The sequence below is a fragment of the Variovorax sp. P4_B11 genome (genome assembly GCF_056402355.1).
This window is the reverse complement of the sequence record NZ_JBFUHO010000057.1, coordinates 1-18,877: the sequence shown is the minus strand read 5'-3', so window position 1 is coordinate 18,877 and position 18,877 is coordinate 1. Positions and strand designations below refer to the sequence as shown.

The window sequence follows — 18,877 nt, the reverse complement described above, 5'->3', positions numbered from 1 at the left end:
GCGTTCAAGCCGCGTTGGGTTCCGAAAGAATCTGGTCGAAGTAGGCGATGGTCTTCTTCAGGCCCTCTTCGAGCTGGGTCCTGGGCGCCCAGCCGTCGAGCGCCTTCTGCGCCAGCGAGATGTCGGGCCGGCGCTGCTTGGGATCGTCCGCGGGCAGCGGCATCCGGATCAGCTTGCTCTTGGAGCCGGTGAGCTCGATCACCTTGTTGGCCAGTTCGAGCATCGAGAACTCGCCCGGGTTGCCGATGTTGATCGGTCCGGGCAGCTCATCGCCAGTGTTCATCATACGCAGCATCGCGTCGAGCAAATCGTCGACATAGCAGAAGCTGCGCGTCTGCTGGCCGTCGCCGTAGATCGTGATGTCCTCGCCCTTCAGGGCCTGGACGATGAAGTTCGACACCACGCGGCCGTCGTTCATGTGCATGCGCGGCCCGTAGGTGTTGAAGATGCGCACCACCTTGATGCGCAGCTGGTGTTGCCGGTGGTAGTCGAAGAACAGCGTCTCGGCGCAGCGCTTGCCTTCGTCGTAGCAGCTGCGCAGGCCGATCGGATTCACGCGGCCCCAGTAGGCCTCGACCTGCGGATGGATCTCGGGGTCGCCGTAGACCTCGCTCGTCGAGGCCTGCAGGATCTTGGCGCGTACGCGCTTGGCCAGGCCCAGCATGTTGATCGCGCCGTGCACGCTGGTCTTGGTGGTCTGCACCGGATCGTGCTGGTAGTGGATCGGCGAGGCCGGGCAGGCGAGGTTGAAGATCTCGTCGACCTCGACGTACAGCGGGAAGGTCACGTCGTGGCGCATCAGCTCGAAGCGTGGATGGTCGAGCAGGTGCTCCACGTTGCGCTTGGTGCCGGTGAAGAAGTTGTCGACGCACAGGACGTCGTGGCCCTGCTCGAGGAGCCGGTCGCACAGGTGGCTGCCGAGAAAACCGGCGCCGCCGGTGACCAGCATCCGTTTGGAGGCGTTGTAATTGCGCATTCGCGTAGTCACTTCCTGGTAGGTCAGTTCGATGGTTGCTGATGGCGTTGCTCGTACATCTTCGCGTCGACCAGCATGCGGAACCACAGCGCCTGGAAGAAGGCGAAGTAGAAGCCGGTCGTGCCGTCCAGGAAGCCGAGACGGAACACGTAGCGGTAGACGAAATAGCTGAGCGAGCGAACCCCCGTCGGGAGCTTGTAGTACAGCTCCTTGATGAAGCGGGTGCGCTCGCGGGCATCGCCCATGAGGCGCGGCTGCAGGACGTTGTCGGCGGCGACTCGGGGGCCGAGCTTTTCCTTCGCCTCGGCATCGCTCCAGCGGTTGTGGCTGGCGATCCAGTCGGCAAGACGGGCCGAGTTCTTGTCGTGCATGAAGCCGTCGAGCCGGCCCGGCTTGGCGCTGCTGATGAAGTGCTGGTCGTAGAGCCGTGACTCGCAGCGGCCCTGCCCCGAGCGGAAGAGCCGCAGGTGCCACGGGTTGACGCCGCTGAAGCGCAGCATCTTGCCCATGAAATAGTCGCGGCGACGGATCAGGTAGGCATCGAAGGCGGGTCGGCCGGCCAACAGGGCGCTGATTTCGGCGACCGCGCGATCGTCCAGCACTTCGTCGGCATCGAGGTGGAGCTGCCATTCGAAGGACTGCTCGATCTGCGCGATGGCCCAGTTGCGCTGGTCGCTGTAGTTCGAGAACGGACGCTGCATCACCGTGCAACCCAGCGCCTCGAGGATCGCGGGGGTGCCGTCCGTCGAATGCGAGTCGACCACGAAGACGTGCGGACTCGCTTTTTTTGCCTGAGTCACCGTCTCGCGAATGATCGACGCGGAATTGAAGGTCAGGATGACGACGACGCAGCGAAGGTTTTCCATGGTGTTCGGCGCTTGGTGGCAGCTTCAGAGTCAGGGTTCACCCGAATCCGTAAGCGCAAAGCATGCCAAACTTTAGCACTACATTCTTACATTTAGGAACACAACGGACGGTCGACCCCCTCCGTCCATCGGCCTATGGCCGCAGGACTTCACGGTTTTCACCGGGAAGTCGTCGCCTCGGCGGGGCCGGTTCACGCCAGCCGTGCCTGGTGCCGGGCGATCTGCTGGCGCACCTGCGCCGGTGCCGTGCCGCCCAGGATGTTGCGGGCATTCAGCGAGCCGCGCAGGCTCAGCACGCCATAGACGTCCTTCTCGATCTGCGGATGGAAGGTCTGCAGTACCGCCAGCGGCAGCTCCGACAGGTCGACCTGGTGCGAGATCGCCGCCTTGACGGCATGCGCCACCGTCTCGTGCGCGTCGCGGAAGGGCAGGCCCTTCTTGACCAGGTAGTCGGCCAGGTCGGTCGCGGTGGCGTAGCCGCGCAGGGCGGCGCGTTCCATCGCATCGGCCTTGACGGTGATGCCGCCCACCATCTCCGAGAAGATGCGCAGGGTGTCCTTGAGCGTGTCGACGGTGTCGAACAGCGGCTCCTTGTCTTCCTGGTTGTCCTTGTTGTAGGCCAGCGGCTGGCCCTTCATGAGCGTGATCAGCGCCATCAGGTGGCCGACCACGCGGCCGGTCTTGCCGCGCGCCAGTTCGGGGACGTCCGGGTTCTTCTTCTGCGGCATGATCGAACTGCCGGTGCAGAAGCGGTCGGCGATGTCGATGAAGCCGAAGGACTGGCTCATCCACAGCACCAGTTCCTCGCTCAGGCGGCTGATGTGGACCATCGCCAGCGAGGCGGCGGCCGTGAACTCGATCGCGAAATCGCGGTCGCTCACGGCGTCCAGGCTGTTCTGGCAGACCTCGTCCATGCCCAGCGCCTTGGCCACGGCCTCGCGGTCCAAGGGGTAGCTGGTGCCTGCCAGCGCGGCGGCGCCCAGCGGCAGCCGGTTGACGCGCTTGCGCACGTCGGCCATGCGTTCGGCGTCGCGCGCGAACATTTCCACGTAGGCCAGCATGTGGTGGCCGAAGCTCACCGGTTGGGCCACCTGCAGGTGGGTGAAGCCCGGCAGGATGACTTCGACGTTCTTCTCGGCCAGCGCCAGCAGCGACTTCTGCAGATCGACCAGCAGGCCGCCGATCAGGTCGATCTCGCCGCGCAGCCACAGGCGCACGTCGGTGGCCACCTGGTCGTTGCGGCTGCGGCCGGTGTGCAGCCGCTTGCCGGCATCGCCGACCAGCTGCGTCAGGCGGGCCTCGATGTTCAGGTGCACGTCCTCGAGGTCGAGTTTCCAGTCGAAGGCGCCGGATTCGATCTCCTCGCGAATCTGCTTCATCCCGCCTTGAATCGCGGCGAGGTCCTGCACGCCGATGATCCCCTGGGCTGCCAACATGCCGGCATGCGCCAGCGAACCCTCGATGTCAGCCTGCCACAACCGCTTGTCGAAAAAGACACTGGCGGTGTAGCGTTTGACCAGGTCGCTCATCGGTTCGGAGAACAGGGCGGACCAGGCTTCGGATTTCTTGTCGAGTTGGTTTTGAGTCATGGGAACCGTTCGGGAGGCAATAATGGGTTTGTCACCCATTGTTTCTGCGATGCGCAATCCGTCGATTTTATCGGCCACCCCCCCGGCGTCGCCGGCGACGCCTTCCGCCACGTCCACACCGGCCAGGGCGAAGGGGTCCGCGCGCCCCGCGAGGGCGCTGTTCGATGCCTGCCAGATCGGGGTGGTGCTGCGGGCCGTGCTGTTCGTCGAGGCGGTGGTGGCCGTGGCCACGCTGTTCGCGGCCCCGACCCTGTCCGAATGGCTGCTGCTGGCCGCGACGGTCACCGGCGGCGCCTTGCCGGCCACGCTGGTCTGGCTGCTCGCCACCTGTGCGCTGAAGAAGCTGCTGGCCCGGCTGCCGGTCCCGGCGCAGTATGCGGCCGGGGCGCTGCTCGGCGCGCTGGCGGCGTTGTACGGCTGCGGCCTGCTGCGGCTGACCGGGGTGCTCGACACGGCGCCCTGGCTGGCCAGTGCGCTGGCCGGCGCCTTGTTCGCGGGGCTGATGATGGCGGCGCTGGTGCTGCGCGCACGCGGCCAGACGCCGGCGGCCACCACGGCGCGGCTGGCGGAACTGCAGTCGCGCATCCGGCCGCATTTTCTTTTCAACACGCTCAACAGCGCGATTGCGCTGGTGCGCCAGGAGCCGGCCAAGGCCGAGGCCATGCTGGAAGACTTGAGCGAACTGTTCCGCCAGGCCCTGGCCGATCCGGGCGAATCGGTCACGTTGGCCGACGAAATTGCGCTGGCCGAGCGCTACCTGGCGATCGAGCAGGTGCGCTTCGGCGACCGGCTTCGGATCCGCTGGGATATCGATCCGGCCGCCCGCGGTGCCCGCCTGCCGCCGTTGCTGTTGCAGCCGCTGGTCGAGAACGCGGTCAAGCATGGCGTGGAACCGAGTCCGGACGGCGGCCGCCTGCGCATCCGCACCGAGCGCCGCGGCACGATGGTGCTGATCGAGGTCATCAACAGCCTGCCGCCGCTGCGCTGGGCCGACGCGCCGCTGCCGCGCGGCCACGGCATCGCGCTCGGCAACGTGCGCGACCGCCTGCGCCTGCTGCACGACATGCAGGCGCAGTTCAGTGCCGGCATGGACCAGAAGAGCTATCGCGTCCGCATCGCCATTCCCGCTGAATCATGAGCACGCCTGCGCTTCGCACCCTCATCGTCGACGACGAATCGCTGGCGCGTTCGCGCCTGCGCTCCCTGCTGGCCGATTGCCATTCCCCGCCCGCGGAGGTGGTGGCCGAGGCGGCGCATGGCGAGGGCGCTCTCGACCAGCTGGCCAACGCGCGCTTCGACCTGGTGCTGCTGGACATCCACATGCCCGGCCTCGACGGCCTCGAGCTGGCGCGCAACCTGCGCCGCCGGCCGGGTGCGCCGGCCGTGGTGTTCGTGACCGCCTATGCGGCGCACGCGGTCACGGCCTTCGAGCTGGAGGCGGTCGACTACCTGACCAAGCCGGTGCGGGCCGAGCGCCTGCAACAGGCCCTGCAGAAGGCCGAGCGCTATCTGAGGGAGCAGCGCGCGCCGGTCGCCGAGTCGCAGGAGGTGCTGCTGATCCAGGACCGCGGCCGCACCGAGCGGGTGCCCTTGTCCGAGATCCTCTACCTGAAGTCCGAGCTCAAGTACCTCACGGTGCGCACCGCCTCGCGCAGCCACATCTTCGACGGCTCGCTGGCCGAGCTGGAGGAGCGCTATCCGGCCCGCTTCGTGCGGGTGCATCGCAACGCGCTGGTGGCCCGCGCCGCCATTCGCGCCCTCGAGAAGTACGACGACGGCGAGGACGCCGAAGGCTGGGCGCTGCGGCTGGATGGCATTCCCGAACCGGTGATGGTGTCGCGGCGCCAGTTGTCGAGCGTGCGCGAAGCGCTCAAGGATGCCCGATGAGCGCCGACCGTCCGCCGCCGTGGACAACCCTGCTCTGCAGTGTTCCAACGGCCTGCATGAGGCCAGAGGTTGCCTTATGAGCGAGCCAGCCGAGCCGGATGTGGTCGTCGCGGCCGAGCCTTTGGAGCCCGATCGGGTGCTGCTGCAGATGCCGGTCGACGTCCGCAGTGCCTCGCTGGTGGTGCTGGCGGTGCTGGCCAGCGTCTTCGCGCTGCGCTGGGCGGCCGCGGTCTTCATCCCGCTGATGGTGAGCCTGATGCTGACTTACGCGCTGGCACCGCTGGTCGACCGGCTCGAGCGCTGGAAGATCTCGCGCTGGGTCGGCGCGGCCGCGATCCTGCTCGGCATCGGCGGGGCCTTCGGCTGGACCGGCTACTCGCTGTCCGGCAGCGCTTCCGAGCTGGTCGACTCCCTTCCCGTCGCGGCGCAGAAGCTGCGCCTGGCGATGCGCACCAGCAGCCGCACGACCGACGCCAATGCACTCGACACCGTGCAGAAGGCCGCGGCGCAGCTCGAACAGGCTGCGGAGGAGAACTCGGCCAAGGTGGCGTCGCGCAAGGGCGTGGCACGGGTGGTGGTCGAGCGGCCGTCCTTCAACGTGCGCGACTACATGTGGAGCGGCACGGTCGGGCTGATCGGTGCGGCTGGTCAGCTCACGCTGGTGGCCTTCCTGACTTTCTTCGCGCTCGGCAGCGGCGACACCTTCCGCCGCAAGCTGGTCAAGATCACCGGGCCCAGCCTGCAGAAGAAGAAGATCACGGTGAAAGTGCTGGACGACATCACGGGCCACATCGAGCGCTACCTGCTGGTGCAGATCCTCTCCAGCGCCCTGGTCGGCGTCGCGACCGGCCTTGCCTTCTGGGGCCTCGGGCTCGAGAACGCCGCGGTCTGGGGGATCGTCGCCGCGGTCACCAACCTGATTCCCTACCTCGGCTCCCTGATCGTGATGGCGGCGGCCGGGCTGGTGGCCTTCCTGCAGTTCAACGGCATCGAGATGGCGCTGCTGGTGGGCGGCACCTCGCTGGTGATCCACACGCTGGTCGGCAGCCTGCTGGTGCCCGTCCTGACCAGCAAGAGCAGCCGCATGAACCCGGTCGCGGTGTTCGTCGGCGTGATCTTCTGGGGCTGGCTGTGGGGCATCTGGGGCCTGCTGCTGGGCATCCCGATCACGATGGTCGTGAAGGCGGTCTGCGACCATGTCGAAGACCTGCAGCCGATCGGGGAGCTGCTGGGGGATTGAGCGGGGCGCGGCTCAGCCCACCGGTCCGATCTGCACGACCGCGCCGTCCGGCCACATCCGCCAGATCACCCATTCGCCGATCGCCGCCCGCTGCGTCGCGGGCTCGGCCCCCGCCTGTCCGTGGCGCAGCGTGAAGTGCTTCCCCGCCAGCCGCAGCGTGATCTCGAAACCCGGCCAGTGAGCGGGCACGCGCGGCGTCAGCGCAAGCTGGTCGCCGCGCACCGAGAGGCCCAGCAGGGTCTCGACCGCCGCCCGCTGCAGCCACGCGGCCGAGCCGGTGTACCAGCTCCAGCCGCCGCGTCCCGCATAAGGCGCGGCGCTGTAGATGTCGCCCGCCATCACATAGGGCTCGATCTCGTAGGCCGGACCGCGCTCGGGGTGCTGTGCGCGGTGGGCGGGGCTCAGGCCCTCGAAGGTCTGCCACGCGGCCTCGATGTCGCCGTGCAGCGCTTGCGCCATCAGCGCCCAGACCGCGGCGTGCGAATACTGGCCGCCGTTCTCGCGCACGCCGGGTGGATAGGCCTGGATGTAGCCCGGGTTGTTGGGCGAGTGCGCGAGCGGCGGGTCCAGCAGCCGCATCAGGCCCTGCAGCGGGTCGTGCAGGTGCAGCGCCATCGAGGCCAGCGCGGGTGTCGTGTGGCGGTCGTCCGAGGCGCCCGAGAGCATCGACCACGCCTGTGCGATCAGGTCGATCGCGCATTCGTCGTTGAGCGACGAGCCGAGCGGCGAACCGTTGTCGAAGAAGGCGCGCCGGAACCAGGCACCGTCCCAGCCGGCGGCGTGCAGCGCGGTGATCCATCCCTGCCGAGCGGCCAGCCAGCGCCTGGCGCGCTCGCCCTCGCCGCGCGCCAGGGCAAACGGTGCGAAGCGCTCGACCACGCTGCACAGGAACCAGGCCAGCCAGACCGACTCGCCGCGCCCTTCGTGGCCGACCCGGTTCATGCCGTCGTTCCAGTCGCCGGTGCCCATCAGCGGCAGCCCGTGCAGGCCGGTCGCCAGGCTCCTGTCGATGGCGCGGGCGCCATGCTCGTAGACGCTCGCCGTCTGCTCGCTGGTGCGCGGCGCGTAGTAGGCGTCTTCGGCGCCGTCGGGGATCGCGGGGCCGTCGAGGAAGGGCACGCGTTCGTCGAGCACCGAGCGGTCGGCGCTGACCTCCACGTAGTGGGCCGCGGCATAGGGCAGCCACAGCAGGTCGTCCGAGAAATGGGTGCGCACCCCGGCACCGCCCGGCATGTGCCACCAGTGCTGGACGTCGCCTTCGGGGAACTGCCGCGCCGCATTGACGAGGATCTGCTCGCGCAGCCGCGCCGGGTCGGTCAGTGCGAAGGCCATCGCGTCCTGCAGCTGGTCGCGGAAGCCGAAGGCGCCGCCGGCCTGGTAGAAGCCGGCCTTGGCCCAGAGGCGGCAGGACAGGGTCTGGTACATCAACCATCGGTTGACCATGGCGTCGAACAGCGGATCGGGCGTGCGCACCTGCAGCCGGCCGAGCAATTCGTCCCAGAAGCCGCGCGCCTGCGCCAGGGCTTCTTCGACGTTGCGCTGCTGCCAGCGGCGTGCCATCTGCAAGGCCGCTTCGGCGTCGTCGGCGTGGCCGAGCATGAAGCAGAAGCCGGCGCTCGCGCCGGCCGCCAGGCTGAACTCGCCGGCCACGGCCGCGCAGGCATCGAGGCCGCTGCCTGCGCGCGCGCCCAGGCTGTCGGGCAGCTCGATGCCGCCGCGGCCGGCGAAGAATTCGCTGCGCTCGCAGGTCCATTGCGTCGCGCCGCCGAGGCCGGCGATGGCGACGAAGCCGGTGCTGCCGCCGAAGCCGGCGCTCGATTCGCGCTGCTGGCCGAACACCGCCGGCAGTTCCTCGGGCTTCCAGGTGTGGACCGTACGGCGCTCGCCGCGTGCCGCGCCCAATTGCCACTCGACCATGGCGACGGCACGCAGCCGGCGCGCACCGACGCCTTCGTTGCGCAGCTTCACCTGCACCAGCTTGATCGGCTCGTCGCGATCGGCGAAGAAGGTGGTTTCGAGCACCAAGTTGCGGTGCAGGCATTCGAACACCGTGTAGCCCTGGCCATGGCGCACGCGGTGCCTGGCCGCGGCGCCGCCTCGGCCGGCCGGCGTCAGCGGCAGCAGTTCGCGCGAGTCGAGATCCTGCAGCAGGTAGTGCTCGAAGGCCGGGTCCTGCACCGGATCGTTCGACCAGGGCGTGAGCTGGTGCAGCCGGCTGTTGGTGGCCCAGGTGTAGCCGGAGCCCGCTTCGGAGACCTGGAAGCCGAAGCCGGCGTTGGCGATGACGTTGACCCAGGGCCGCGCGGTGCGGCGATTGACGTCGACCTCGAAGCGGAACTCGCCGCTCCGGGCATCGAAGCTGCCCTGCGGTGCAGCCACCGTGTCGGCCACGTGCGCCGGGGCAAGACGCTTTGCGACCGCCACCTGCGGGATCGCAGCCGCGCCTTCGGGGGCGCCGGCCGGTTCGCGCAGTGCCGCCACCTGGGTCTCCAGCGTGCGTCCGTCGGCCGTGAAGACTGCCCGAGCGAGGCTCGACAGCGCCGCCTTCTCCGAGGCTGTCAGCTCGGCGTCGCGCAGCAGGTAGAAGCCGGCCGCATCGTTGCGCGGGAAGCTGTTCTGCGTCTGCTGCGCGACCCGGCTGCGCAGCGCCTCGATCTCGCGCTGCAGCGGCATCAGGTAGGAGTGGGGTTCGCCGTTGAGCACCACCAGGTCGCAGGCCACGCCGCCGAAGCCCCACCACGGCTGGGCTCTCAGCAGCGTGTCGACCAGGCCCTTGCCAGCCGTCGAGTGGATCGTGACCAGCACGATCGGCTTGTCGCCCGAGATGCCGAAGCGCCAGATCTGACGCAGGTCGATCAGGCCGCGGTCGCGCATCGTGCGCGGCGTGGTGTAGGTCAGGATGGTCGTGAGGTCCTGCAGCGCGAGGTTCTTCGCCGGGTCGATGCTGAGGTCGCGCAGCCGCACCTGCGCCAGCGTCGCCGCCATGCGGGTCGCGCGCTCCACGTGCATCGGCTGCAGGTAGCGGTCGATGCAGGGCATCAGCGACTCGATGCTGTCGCTGGCCGCGGTCGCGAAGGTCACGCGCGCGCTGGCGCCGGGCGCGATCGACAGCGTCACGCGCAGGCAGGCGATCGGGTCGAGCCCGTTGACCGGCCGGCCATTGGCTGCCAGTGGCTGGGCATCGAGCGCCGGCTCGGCCAGTGTCCGGTTGCGCCCGATGAAGGCGCGCCGATCGGTCATGCAGGCGATGGCCAGCACCTGCGCATCGACCGCGGCGACGAAGTGCGCGGCGGCCACCACCGGGTCGCCGTGCAGGCGCGGCTTGCGTGCCATCAGCAAGGCCCGCCAGCCCGGCTCCCAGCGGCTGTCGACGAACAGGTTGGCAAAGGCCGGATGGGCCTCGTCGGCCTTGGGATTCGACAGCACCGGTTCGAAGTACGAGATCAGCTCGAGCGTGCGCGTCTCGCTGCCGGTGTTGTGCAGTTCGACCGTGCGCAGTTCGGTGTCGTCCTCCGGGCTGATGAGCACGGTGGTGCGTGCCTGCAGGCCCGGGCCGCTGGCTTCGAACTGCACCTGGTCGGCCAGGAAGCGCGCGCGGTAGCGCCAGTCGGGGCCCGGTGCCGGCAGTGCGGTCAGCGAGGCGAGCGCGTGGGTCTGCGTGTCGCGCACATAGAAGAAGGTGCCGTAGCCGTCGCGCAGCGGATCGTCGCGCCAGCGGCTGACGTTGAACGAGCGCCAACGGCTCACGCCGGCGCCGTTGGCGCGCAGCGCCACCGTGTAGCGGCCGTTCGACAGCAGGTGGGTCGGCTGGACGCCGCCGCCGGTCGGGTCGACCGCGCGCGGCTGGAACACCGGCGCCGCCTCGCCGGTCGCCGGTTCGGGCGGCGTGCGCGGGTCGGCGCTGCCGATGATCTGCCGCGGCGTGCGTTCGTGCAGCAGCGGCGCGTGCGCCTGCACCAGCGGTGCGCTGCCGAACCAGCGGCGGGGGGCGCCGTCGCATACCGCGTTGCACAGGGCCACCAGGGACATGCCCTGGTGGTGCGCCATCACATTGCGCACCACGGTGAAGGCCTGGCCTTCGGTCTGGCGCGAGACCGTGAAGTCGACCGCGTCGTAGAAGCCGAACTCCCCGCGCGCCCCGAGCGATTCGAGCCGCAGCAGGTTGGCGATGGCGTCGACCGGCGCGATCGCCGCCGCCATCGCGCTGGCATAGGGCGCCACCACGCGGTCGGCCGGCGGCGTGCGGCGCAGCGCGAGCCGCGGCACGCCGAAGGGCGCGTACTGGTAGGCCAGCGAATGGTCCTGCGCGAAATAAGCGGATTCGGAGACGCCCCAGGGCAGGTTCTGTGCGCTGCCGAAGGCTTGCTGCTCGCCGATCGCGGCGCGCATCGCGACCTCGAGCAGGCCGCCCACCGGCTCGGCCATGACCAGCGTCGGCATCAGGTATTCGAACATCGATCCCGACCAGGACTTGAGACCGGGCCGCACGCCGACCGACAGGAAGGGGCGGCCCAGCGCCATCCAGTGGCGCCGGGGCACGTCGCCCTTGGCGATCGCGAGGAAGCTCAGAAGACGGGACTCCGAGGCCAGCAAGTCGTAGTAGCTGGCGTCGAGCAGGTTGTCCTCGACCCTGAGCCCGATATGGAACAGGTGGCGCTTGGTGTCGTAGAGGCCGCTGAAGTCCATCCCGGCGCAGAGAGTCTCGCAGCGTTGCGCGAGCGTCTCGAGCCGGACCGCCGCCTCGCCGGCGCCCTCGGAAGCAAAGCTGCGGCAGGCCTGCGCCACCGCGATCAGATGCCCCGCGAGGTTGCCGCTGTCGACGCTGGACACATAGGCCGGTGGCAGCCGCTGCAGGGACCGGGTGTCGTACCAGTTGTAGAGATGGCCGTCGTGCTTGTCGAGTCGGTCGATGGCGTCGAGCGTGGCGCCGAGCCGCTCGGCCAGTGCGGGCGTATCGATCCAGCCGAATTCACGGGCGCAGCAACAGGCCAGCAGGTACATGCCGATGTTGGTCGGCGAGGTGCGGTGGGCGAGCGTCGGCTCGGGCTCGAACTGCAGGTTGTCGGGCGGCAGGTGGTTGTCGTTGGGCCCGACCACGTGTTCGAAGAAGCGCCAGCTGTCGCGTGCCAGCGTCTCGAGATAGCGTTGCTGCCCGCTGTCGAGTTGGTTCTCGGGCCCGGCCGGCGTGCGGCTGCTCCACCAGGCCGCGACCGGTGCCAGGGCCCACAGCACGAAGAGCGCGGCGCCGAGCCAGGGATGCGGGCTCCAGAGCGATGCCAGCGCGAGCGCGAGGCAGGCCGCGCCGGTGAGTGCCGAGCCGCGCAAGAAGTCGCCCAGTGCATGGCGTGCCTGGGCCTGGGCCTGGGCGGCGGTGGTCCATTCGAGCAGGTGCCGGCGGCTGGCCAGCAGCCGCCAGATGGCCCGTCCGCTGGCATCGAGCAGCAGGCGGGCCTGCGCCGCCAGCTGCACGAACTGCCAGGCCGCGCCAGCCATCGCGCGCAGCAGTTCAATGGCGCCGACGTCGAAGAAGTGCGGCAGCTGGATCGATCGTCGGGTCGGCACCAGACCCGCCAGCGCGCCCAGCAGCGGGCCCAGCATGAGGGCCGCGGCGACGGCGCCGAAAGCCCAGGCCAGCGGCAGCGAATCCGTGAAGACCACCCAGGCGAGCAGCACGGCCGAGGCCGGAACCACCAGCGTCCGTCGCAGGTTGTCGCTCATCTTCCAGAGACCGAGCGCATCGATTCCGTAGCGTCGCGCGCGCAGCATCAGCGGCAGCAGCTGCCAGTCGCCGCGGGCCCAGCGATGCATCCGCGAGGCGGCGACGTCGGCGTGGTGCGGATGGTCCTCGACCAGCACCAGGTCGCTCACCACGGCGCAGCGCGCCACCGCGCCTTCGAGCAGATCGTGGCTCAGCACCGCGCCCTCGGGCAGCCGGCGATCGAGCGTGGCGTGCATCGCCTGGACGTCGAGCAGGCCCTTGCCGGTGAAGGAGCCGGTGCTGAAGACATCCTGGTAGATGTCGGAGGCGCTGTTGCTGTAGGGGTCGAGCCCGCACTGGCCGGCGAACATCCAGTGGAACAGGGAACGCTCTTGGCGCTCCGGGAACGGCGTCACGATGCGGGGCTGGAAGACCCCGAAGCCGGCCGTCACGCGGCCGCCGACGGCATCGACGTGCGGCGCATTCAGGGGGTGCGCCGCCACCGCGACCAGTTCGCGCAGCGTGCCCGGCGGCATCCCGGTGTCGCTGTCGAGCGTCATCACGTAGGGAATGCGGGCCGCGAGCCGGGCGCCGTTGGCCGCCGGCAGGAAGCCGCTGGCATCGCCGGTGGCCAGCAGGCGCAGCAGCATCTCGAGCTTGCCGCGCTTGCGCTCCCAGCCCATCCAGCGCTGCTCGGTCTCGGACCAGGTGCGCGGCCGGTGCAGCAGCAGGAAGCGCGGGGTGGCGCCAGGCGCAGGGTAGCTGTCATTGAGGGCGCCGATCCGGCGCAGGGCATCGTCCAGCAGCAGCGAATCGCCGGGCATCGCGGCCAGATCGGCATCGCCCCAGTCGGTCAGCAGTGCGAACTGGGCCTGCTCCTCGCGGTTCGCGAGCCAATGCAATTCGAGCCGGTGCGCCAACTGGGCATTGGCCTCGATCGAATTCAGCATCGAGGGCATCACCACCAGCACCCGGTGCGCTGCTGGAATGCCATCGGCGAATTCGAGCCGAGGCAAGGCCCGGACGCGGGTCGATTCGGCGACGATGCGATGCACCAGCGCGATCACCGTTTCGGACAGCGGCCAGGCGAGCAGCGCCAGGGCCACCAGCGAGGGCCATCGAGGGTCGGGCCAGCCGCTTCGGTCAAGCCCATGCACCACGGTCGCCAGCAGCAGCGCCGTGCCGGCGGTGATGGCCGTCACATAGAGTGCAAGGCGCCAATGGCGGGGCAGGCGGCGACGCCGCACCGCCGCGGCCGCGCCATCGCCGCGCGCCGGTGCCAGCGCGGCGATCAGGCCGGCGCGGCCTTCGCCGAACAGGTGGTAGCCGGCGGTCCGTTCGGCCTGCGACCAGCGGCTTGCCTGCGCGTCTTCGGCGCCGGTGCCGGACTGCAGCGCGAGGCCGACCACCGCCTGCGCCACTTCGCGCTCGGTCCGGCGGGTGCTGCGTGCCACCTGTTCCATCGCCTGCGTGATCTGCTGGCGCGTCAACTCGCTCTCGCGGCCGAAGCTGGGCAGTTCGCGCAGCACCCGCAGCGAGCGGCTGACCGGTTCGATCAGGTCGGCCCAGTCGACCTGGCCGATCATGCGCAGCGTCGTGATGATGTTGCCGACCGTGAGGTTGGCGGCCGCCTGCGCGGCCTGGGCGCCGGCGATCAGCGCCGGGCCGCTCGGGCAGTGCTGCTCGGTCCACTTGACGAGTGCGGGCGGATGCTCGCCATGCTCGACCGGCAGCCGCTGCCAGAGCTGGGTCAGGTAGCTGTCCTGCATGCCGCGGCTCTGCAGCGCGCGATAGAGTACGTCGAGCTCGTGCGGCGACAGCGAATCGGCCGCGTCCCAGGCCGCGTGCGCGACCTCGCGCGCCACCTTGTTCTCGGCAATGCGCTCGGCCACCCGCCGCAGGTTCTCCAGCAGCACCACGCGCAGCGTGGTCGGCAGCGCCCACAGTTCGCCGAGCGTGAGTTCATCGATGTCCTGGTAAGCATCGAGGAAGGCCGTGAAGAGCGCCTTGTTCAGCACGCTGTCGGTGTGTGCCACATAGGCCCAGGCGATGCCGTAGACCCGCGGCAGTCCGGCCAGCGGCGCCGCCGCGAGCTTCGGCAGGCGCGCGTAGTAGCGGCGCGGCACGCCCTCGCGGATCTGCTGGAGCTGGGCCTCCACGAGGTGGAAGTTGTCGAGCAGCCATTCGGCTGCCGGCGACACGTAGCGCCCGCTCTGCGAGATCAGCGCGATGTAGTCGAAGGCGCTGCGCAGCGACTCGAGGTTCTTGTCGACGCGCGGGAAGAAGGGCGTGGTGTCGCCGCGCGAAGGACCGGCCTGCACCCCCTGCGCACGTGCCAGGCTGTGGCCGTGCTGCGCGAATCGCTGGGCGCCGAACAGCTCGGCGCGGATCGGCGCTTCGACCGGCTCGTGCGGCCCGAGGAGAAGGTCGCGCGCGTACCGGCTGAGGCTGTCGAGCCGGTCGACGACCGCTGCGGCGCTCAAGCGATCGCGAACAGTCCGAGGGCGAGCACGCCGGCCACGCAGGCCATCGTCACGATGCGGCCAGCGGCGACTGAACGCGCCTGCTGCAGATGGCTGCGCACCGCGAACCATCGCCCCCGGGCCCGCGCGCAATGTCGCATGTGCGATGCCAGCGCGTCGAAGTCGCCGCTGACGAAGTCGATCGGGGAGCGGGCAAGCGATTGCGGGGATGACATGGCGGAGTTTCCTGTGAACGGACCCTGAAGCCGCCGCGCGATTGCGAGAGCTGTGAACGTGCGGGCCAGGGTACTCCCTCTGCAATGGCCTTTTTATCCGCTTCGCCGTGAATTGGTGTAGGGGAGAGCGGACACCACCCGCTCTCTCCTTGCGGGCCGGGTACGTCAGCCGGTGTTGCGCAAGCCCGCCGCCACCCCGTTGATCGACATGTGGATGCCCTTCTGCAGCCGCTCGTCGACCTGGCCCGCGCGGTAGCGGCGCATCAGCTCGACCTGCAGGTGGTGCAGCGGGTCGATGTAGGGGAAGCGATGGCGGATCGAACGCTGCATGTCGGCGTTGCCCTCCAGCCGCTGCTTCGCGCCGGTGATCAGCGTCAGCGCATCGGAGGTGCGGTGCCATTCGGCCTCGATCATCGAGAACACCTTCTGCCGCAGCTTCTTGTCGGCCACCAGCTCGGCGTAGCGCGAGGCCAGGGCGAGGTCGCTCTTGGCCAGCACCATGTCCATGTTCGACAGCAGCGTGCTGAAAAAGGGCCATTGCGCGTACATGCGCTGCAGCAGCGCCTGCCGTTCCTTGCGCGCGCCCGGATTGGGGGCTTGCGCAAGGAAGCGTTCGATCGCCGAGCCGAAGCCGTACCAGCCCGGCAGCGTCAGGCGGCACTGGCCCCAGCTGAAGCTCCAGGGCACCGCGCGCAGGTCCTCGATGCTGCGGCTCGGGTTGCGCGAGGCCGGGCGCGAACCGATGTTGAGCTCGGCGATCTCGCGGATCGGCGTGGCGCTGAAGAAGTAGTCGCCGAAGCCCGGCGTCTCGTAGACCAGCGCGCGGTAGGCCGCCATGCTGGCTGCCGACAATTCGGCCGCCGCGGCCACGAAGGCGGCGGGCGCCGCCTTGGCGGTCGGCAGCAGCGTGGCCTCGAGCGTCGCCGCCACCAGCGTCTCGAGGTTGCGGCGGCCGATCTCGCTGTTGGCGTACTTCGAGCCGATCACCTCGCCCTGTTCGGTCAGGCGGATCTGGCCGCGCACGGTGCCCGGCGGCTGCGCCAGGATCGCCTGGTAGCTGGGGCCGCCGCCACGGCCCACGGTGCCGCCGCGGCCATGGAACATCCTCAGCCGAATGGCAATGCCACTGTGCGCATTCAGGTCGTCGAACAGCGCCACCAGCGCCAGCCCGGCGCGGTACAGCTCCCAGTTGCTGGTGAAGATCCCGCCGTCCTTGTTGCTGTCGCTGTAGCCCAGCATCACGTCCTGCTCGGCGCCCGAGCGCTGCACCAGCGCGTGGATGCCCGGCAGCGCATAGAAGGCGCGCACGATCGGCGCCGCGTTGCGCAGGTCCTCGATGGTCTCGAACAGCGGCACCACGATCAGGTCGCAAGTGGCGGTGCCGTGCTGAGCGCCGGGCCGCCCCAAGCCAGCACGCGCCCCCTTGGGGGGCAGCGAGGACACGTCAGTGCCGAGCGTGGGGGCATTGTTGCCGAGAGTTCCGCGCAGCAGGCCCACTTCCTTTTGCAGCAGCAGCGCCTCAAGCAGGTCGCTCACCGTCTCGGTGTGGCTGATGATGTAGTGACGGATCGCCGCCGCGCCGAAGCGTGCGCGTGCGCTGCGCGCGGTGGCGAAGATCGCGAGCTCGCTGCGGGCCAGCGCCGAGTAGTCGGCATCGGGCACCCGCAGCGGCCGGGCATCGTCGAGCAGGCGCAGCAGCAGCACTTGCTTGTCTTCCTCGGCCAGCGCTGCATAGGCGGGCTCGATGCGCGCGGTGGCCAGCAGTTCGGCCACCACCGCCTCGTGCTTGTCGGAACTCTGGCGAAGGTCGACGGTCGCCAGGTGGAAGCCGAACACCTCGACCGCGCGGATCAGCGGATGCAGGCGCGGCGCCGCCAGCACGGTGCCGTGCTTGTCGGCCAGCGACTCCTCGATGGTGCGCAGGTCGGCCAGGAACTCCTCGGCCGTCTGGTACGGGTTCTGCGGCTTCACGGCGTGGCGCGCGGCCTCGCCGCCGGTGAGTTCGCGCAAGGTGGCGGCCAGTCGCGCGTAGATGCCGGTCAGCGCGCGGCGGTAGGGTTCGTCGACGCGGTGCTCGTTCCTGTCGGGCGAGCGCTCGGCCAGCGCCTGCATCTCGACCGATACGTCGACCAGCGTGGCCGACAGCGACAGCTCGCCGCCGAGGTAGTGCACTTCGGTCAGGTAGTGGCGCAGTGCCAGCTCGCTCTGCCGGCGCAGTGCGTACTCGAGCGTTTCGGCGGTCACGTTCGGATTGCCGTCGCGGTCGCCGCCGATCCACTGGCCCATGCGCAGGAAGGGCGCCACCGAGGGCACGCTGCCGCCGTGGGCCAGGGCCTTTTCGAGTTCGGCGTAGACCCGCGGGATCTCGCGCAGGAAGGTGGCCTCGTAATAGCTCAGCGCGTTCTCGATCTCGTCGGCCACGGTCAGCTTGGAGAAGCGCAGCAGGCGCGTCTGCCACAGCTGGGTGACGCGGGTGCGCAGCTGGCGCTCGTTGTCTGCGTACTCGATCGGCGTCAGCGCATCCTTGGCCGCAGCGAAGGCACGCTGGCGCAGCGCGATCTCGTCGCGCGCCGTGAGCAGCTGCGCGATGGCGCGCTCGGCATCCAGGATGCTCTTGCGCTGCACTTCGGTCGGGTGGGCGGTGAGGACCGGCGAGACGTAGCTGTGAGCCAGCGACTCGACCACCGCCTCGGGCTTGATGCCGGCCTTGCGGATGCGCGCCAGCGCGATCTCCAGGCTGCCTTCGGCGCTGTCGCCGGCGCGCTCGGCCTCGGTGCGGCGGCGGATCTGGTGCCGGTCCTCGGCCAGGTTGGCGAGGTGGCTGAAGTAGGTGAAGGCGCGGATCACGCTCACGGTCTCGGCGGCGCTGAGTCCTTTCAGCAGGTTCTTGAGCGCCCGGTCCGCGGCATGGTCGGCGTCTCGCCGGAAGGCCACCGAGAGGGTGCGGATCTTCTCCACCAGCGCGTAGCTGTCGTCCCCCTCCTGTTCGCGGATCACGTCACCGAGGATGCGGCCCAGGAGCCGGATATCGGCGATCAGGGGCAGGTCTTCGTCACGGGTCCGGCGCTTCGCGGCAACCGGTGCGGGGCTCGTCTTCATTCGAAACATCTCCTCGTGGGCTGGGGATATGCCGGCGTTGCTGCGGCGCAACATGCTAGCATCCCGCGAGTCTCTCTTTCATACGGAAAAACGGTTTGAGCAACATCGTCATCGCCACGCGCGAAAGCCGCCTGGCCATGTGGCAGGCCGAACACGTCAAGGCCCTCCTGCAAGAACAAGGCCATGCGGTGGCGCTGCTCGGCATGACCACCCGTGGCGACCAGATCCTCGACCGATCGCTCAGCAAGGTCGGCGGCAAGGGCCTGTTCGTCAAGGAACTCGAACTCGCGCTCGAAGAAGGGCGCGCTGACATCGCGGTGCATTCGCTCAAGGATGTACCCATGGATCTGCCCGAAGGCTTCATGCTGGCCTGCGTGCTCGAGCGCGAGGATCCGCGCGATGCGCTGGTGTCGCCGCGCCACGCGTCATTGGCCGAGCTGCCGCAAGGCGCGGTGGTCGGCACCTCCAGCCTGCGCCGCGTGGTGCTGCTGCGAGCGCTGCGGCCCGACCTGCGCATCGAGCCCCTGCGCGGCAATCTCGACACCCGGCTGCGCAAGCTTGACGAAGGCGAGTACGACGCCATCGTCCTGGCCGCCGCCGGGCTCAAGCGGCTCGGCCTCGAAGGGCGCATCCGCGAATGCTTCGAGCCCGACACGATGCTGCCCGCGGCCGGGCAAGGTGCGCTCGGCATCGAGATCCGCTCCGACCGCGCCGACCTGCTTGCGCTGCTGGCGCCGCTGGCCAGCCGCGCCGATGGCCTCGCCACCGCGGCCGAGCGCGCCGTCAGCCGCGCCATGGGCGGCAGCTGCTCGATGCCGCTCCTC

General features: G+C 69.5%; 10 protein-coding genes. 4 read left to right on the top strand and 6 right to left on the bottom strand.

Translation table 11 applies throughout. The features are described from left to right. Nucleotides 1-4: 4 nt before the first annotated feature. The 3 genes from AC1DYD_RS32635 to argH form a co-directional block, all read right to left on the bottom strand. The gene (locus AC1DYD_RS32635; RefSeq protein WP_478176889.1) at nt 5-976 is read right to left on the bottom strand and encodes a UDP-glucuronic acid decarboxylase family protein; all 972 of its coding nucleotides are present in this window, start codon (nt 974-976) and stop codon (nt 5-7) included. 23 nt (nt 977-999) lie between these two features. Continuing rightward, the gene (locus AC1DYD_RS32630) at nt 1,000-1,842 is read right to left on the bottom strand and encodes a glycosyltransferase family 2 protein (RefSeq protein ID WP_478176888.1); all 843 of its coding nucleotides are present in this window, start codon (nt 1,840-1,842) and stop codon (nt 1,000-1,002) included. 191 nt (nt 1,843-2,033) lie between these two features. Further along, nucleotides 2,034-3,431, bottom strand: coding sequence for an argininosuccinate lyase (gene argH, locus AC1DYD_RS32625; RefSeq protein WP_478176887.1), 1,398 nt, complete (start codon nt 3,429-3,431; stop codon nt 2,034-2,036). Nucleotides 3,432-3,453: 22 nt separating this feature from the next. On the opposite strand from argH, the gene AC1DYD_RS32620 reads away from it, so the two are divergent. The 3 genes from AC1DYD_RS32620 (at nt 3,454) to AC1DYD_RS32610 (ending at nt 6,558) form a co-directional block, all read left to right on the top strand. Continuing rightward, nucleotides 3,454-4,569, top strand: a complete 1,116-nt coding sequence (locus tag AC1DYD_RS32620) for a sensor histidine kinase (protein ID WP_478176886.1) — start codon at nt 3,454-3,456, stop codon at nt 4,567-4,569. Further along, nucleotides 4,566-5,318, top strand: coding sequence for a LytR/AlgR family response regulator transcription factor (locus AC1DYD_RS32615; RefSeq protein ID WP_478176885.1), 753 nt, complete (start codon nt 4,566-4,568; stop codon nt 5,316-5,318). The genes AC1DYD_RS32620 and AC1DYD_RS32615 overlap by 4 nt, the downstream gene beginning before the upstream one ends. Nucleotides 5,319-5,394: 76 nt before the next feature. Next, nucleotides 5,395-6,558, top strand: a complete 1,164-nt coding sequence (locus AC1DYD_RS32610) for an AI-2E family transporter (RefSeq protein WP_478176884.1) — start codon at nt 5,395-5,397, stop codon at nt 6,556-6,558. Between the two features lie 12 nt (nt 6,559-6,570). Here the strand turns inward: AC1DYD_RS32610 and AC1DYD_RS32605 are convergent, their stop codons facing one another. From AC1DYD_RS32605 to ppc, 3 genes are all read right to left on the bottom strand, one after another. Beyond that, nucleotides 6,571-14,739 carry a glycoside hydrolase family 94 protein gene (locus AC1DYD_RS32605; protein WP_478176883.1) on the bottom strand — a complete coding sequence of 2,723 codons (8,169 nt, stop codon included), beginning with the start codon at nt 14,737-14,739 and terminating at the stop codon, nt 6,571-6,573. After that, nucleotides 14,736-14,954, bottom strand: coding sequence for a hypothetical protein (locus AC1DYD_RS32600; RefSeq protein WP_478176882.1), 219 nt, complete (start codon nt 14,952-14,954; stop codon nt 14,736-14,738). Before AC1DYD_RS32600 ends, AC1DYD_RS32605 begins: the two co-directional genes overlap by 4 nt. Before the next feature lie 165 nt (nt 14,955-15,119). After that, nucleotides 15,120-18,053 carry a phosphoenolpyruvate carboxylase gene (ppc, locus tag AC1DYD_RS32595; protein WP_478176881.1) on the bottom strand — a complete coding sequence of 978 codons (2,934 nt, stop codon included), beginning with the start codon at nt 18,051-18,053 and terminating at the stop codon, nt 15,120-15,122. Nucleotides 18,054-18,148: 95 nt separating this feature from the next. Between ppc and hemC the strand changes: the two genes are divergently transcribed. Beyond that, on the top strand, nt 18,149-18,877 hold a 729-nt coding region (gene hemC, locus AC1DYD_RS32590; RefSeq protein WP_478176880.1), incomplete at its 3' end, for a hydroxymethylbilane synthase.

Coding starts and splice junctions, on each gene's coding strand:
- AC1DYD_RS32630 (WP_478176888.1), bottom strand. CDS start 1,842: ATGGAAAACCTTCGCTGCGTCGTCGTCATCCTGACCTTCAATTCCGCG.
- ppc (WP_478176881.1), bottom strand. CDS start 18,053: ATGAAGACGAGCCCCGCACCGGTTGCCGCGAAGCGCCGGACCCGTGAC.
- AC1DYD_RS32615 (WP_478176885.1), top strand. CDS start 4,566: ATGAGCACGCCTGCGCTTCGCACCCTCATCGTCGACGACGAATCGCTG.
- AC1DYD_RS32620 (WP_478176886.1), top strand. CDS start 3,454: ATGGGTTTGTCACCCATTGTTTCTGCGATGCGCAATCCGTCGATTTTA.
- AC1DYD_RS32610 (WP_478176884.1), top strand. CDS start 5,395: ATGAGCGAGCCAGCCGAGCCGGATGTGGTCGTCGCGGCCGAGCCTTTG.
- argH (WP_478176887.1), bottom strand. CDS start 3,431: ATGACTCAAAACCAACTCGACAAGAAATCCGAAGCCTGGTCCGCCCTG.
- AC1DYD_RS32635 (WP_478176889.1), bottom strand. CDS start 976: ATGCGCAATTACAACGCCTCCAAACGGATGCTGGTCACCGGCGGCGCC.
- AC1DYD_RS32600 (WP_478176882.1), bottom strand. CDS start 14,954: ATGTCATCCCCGCAATCGCTTGCCCGCTCCCCGATCGACTTCGTCAGC.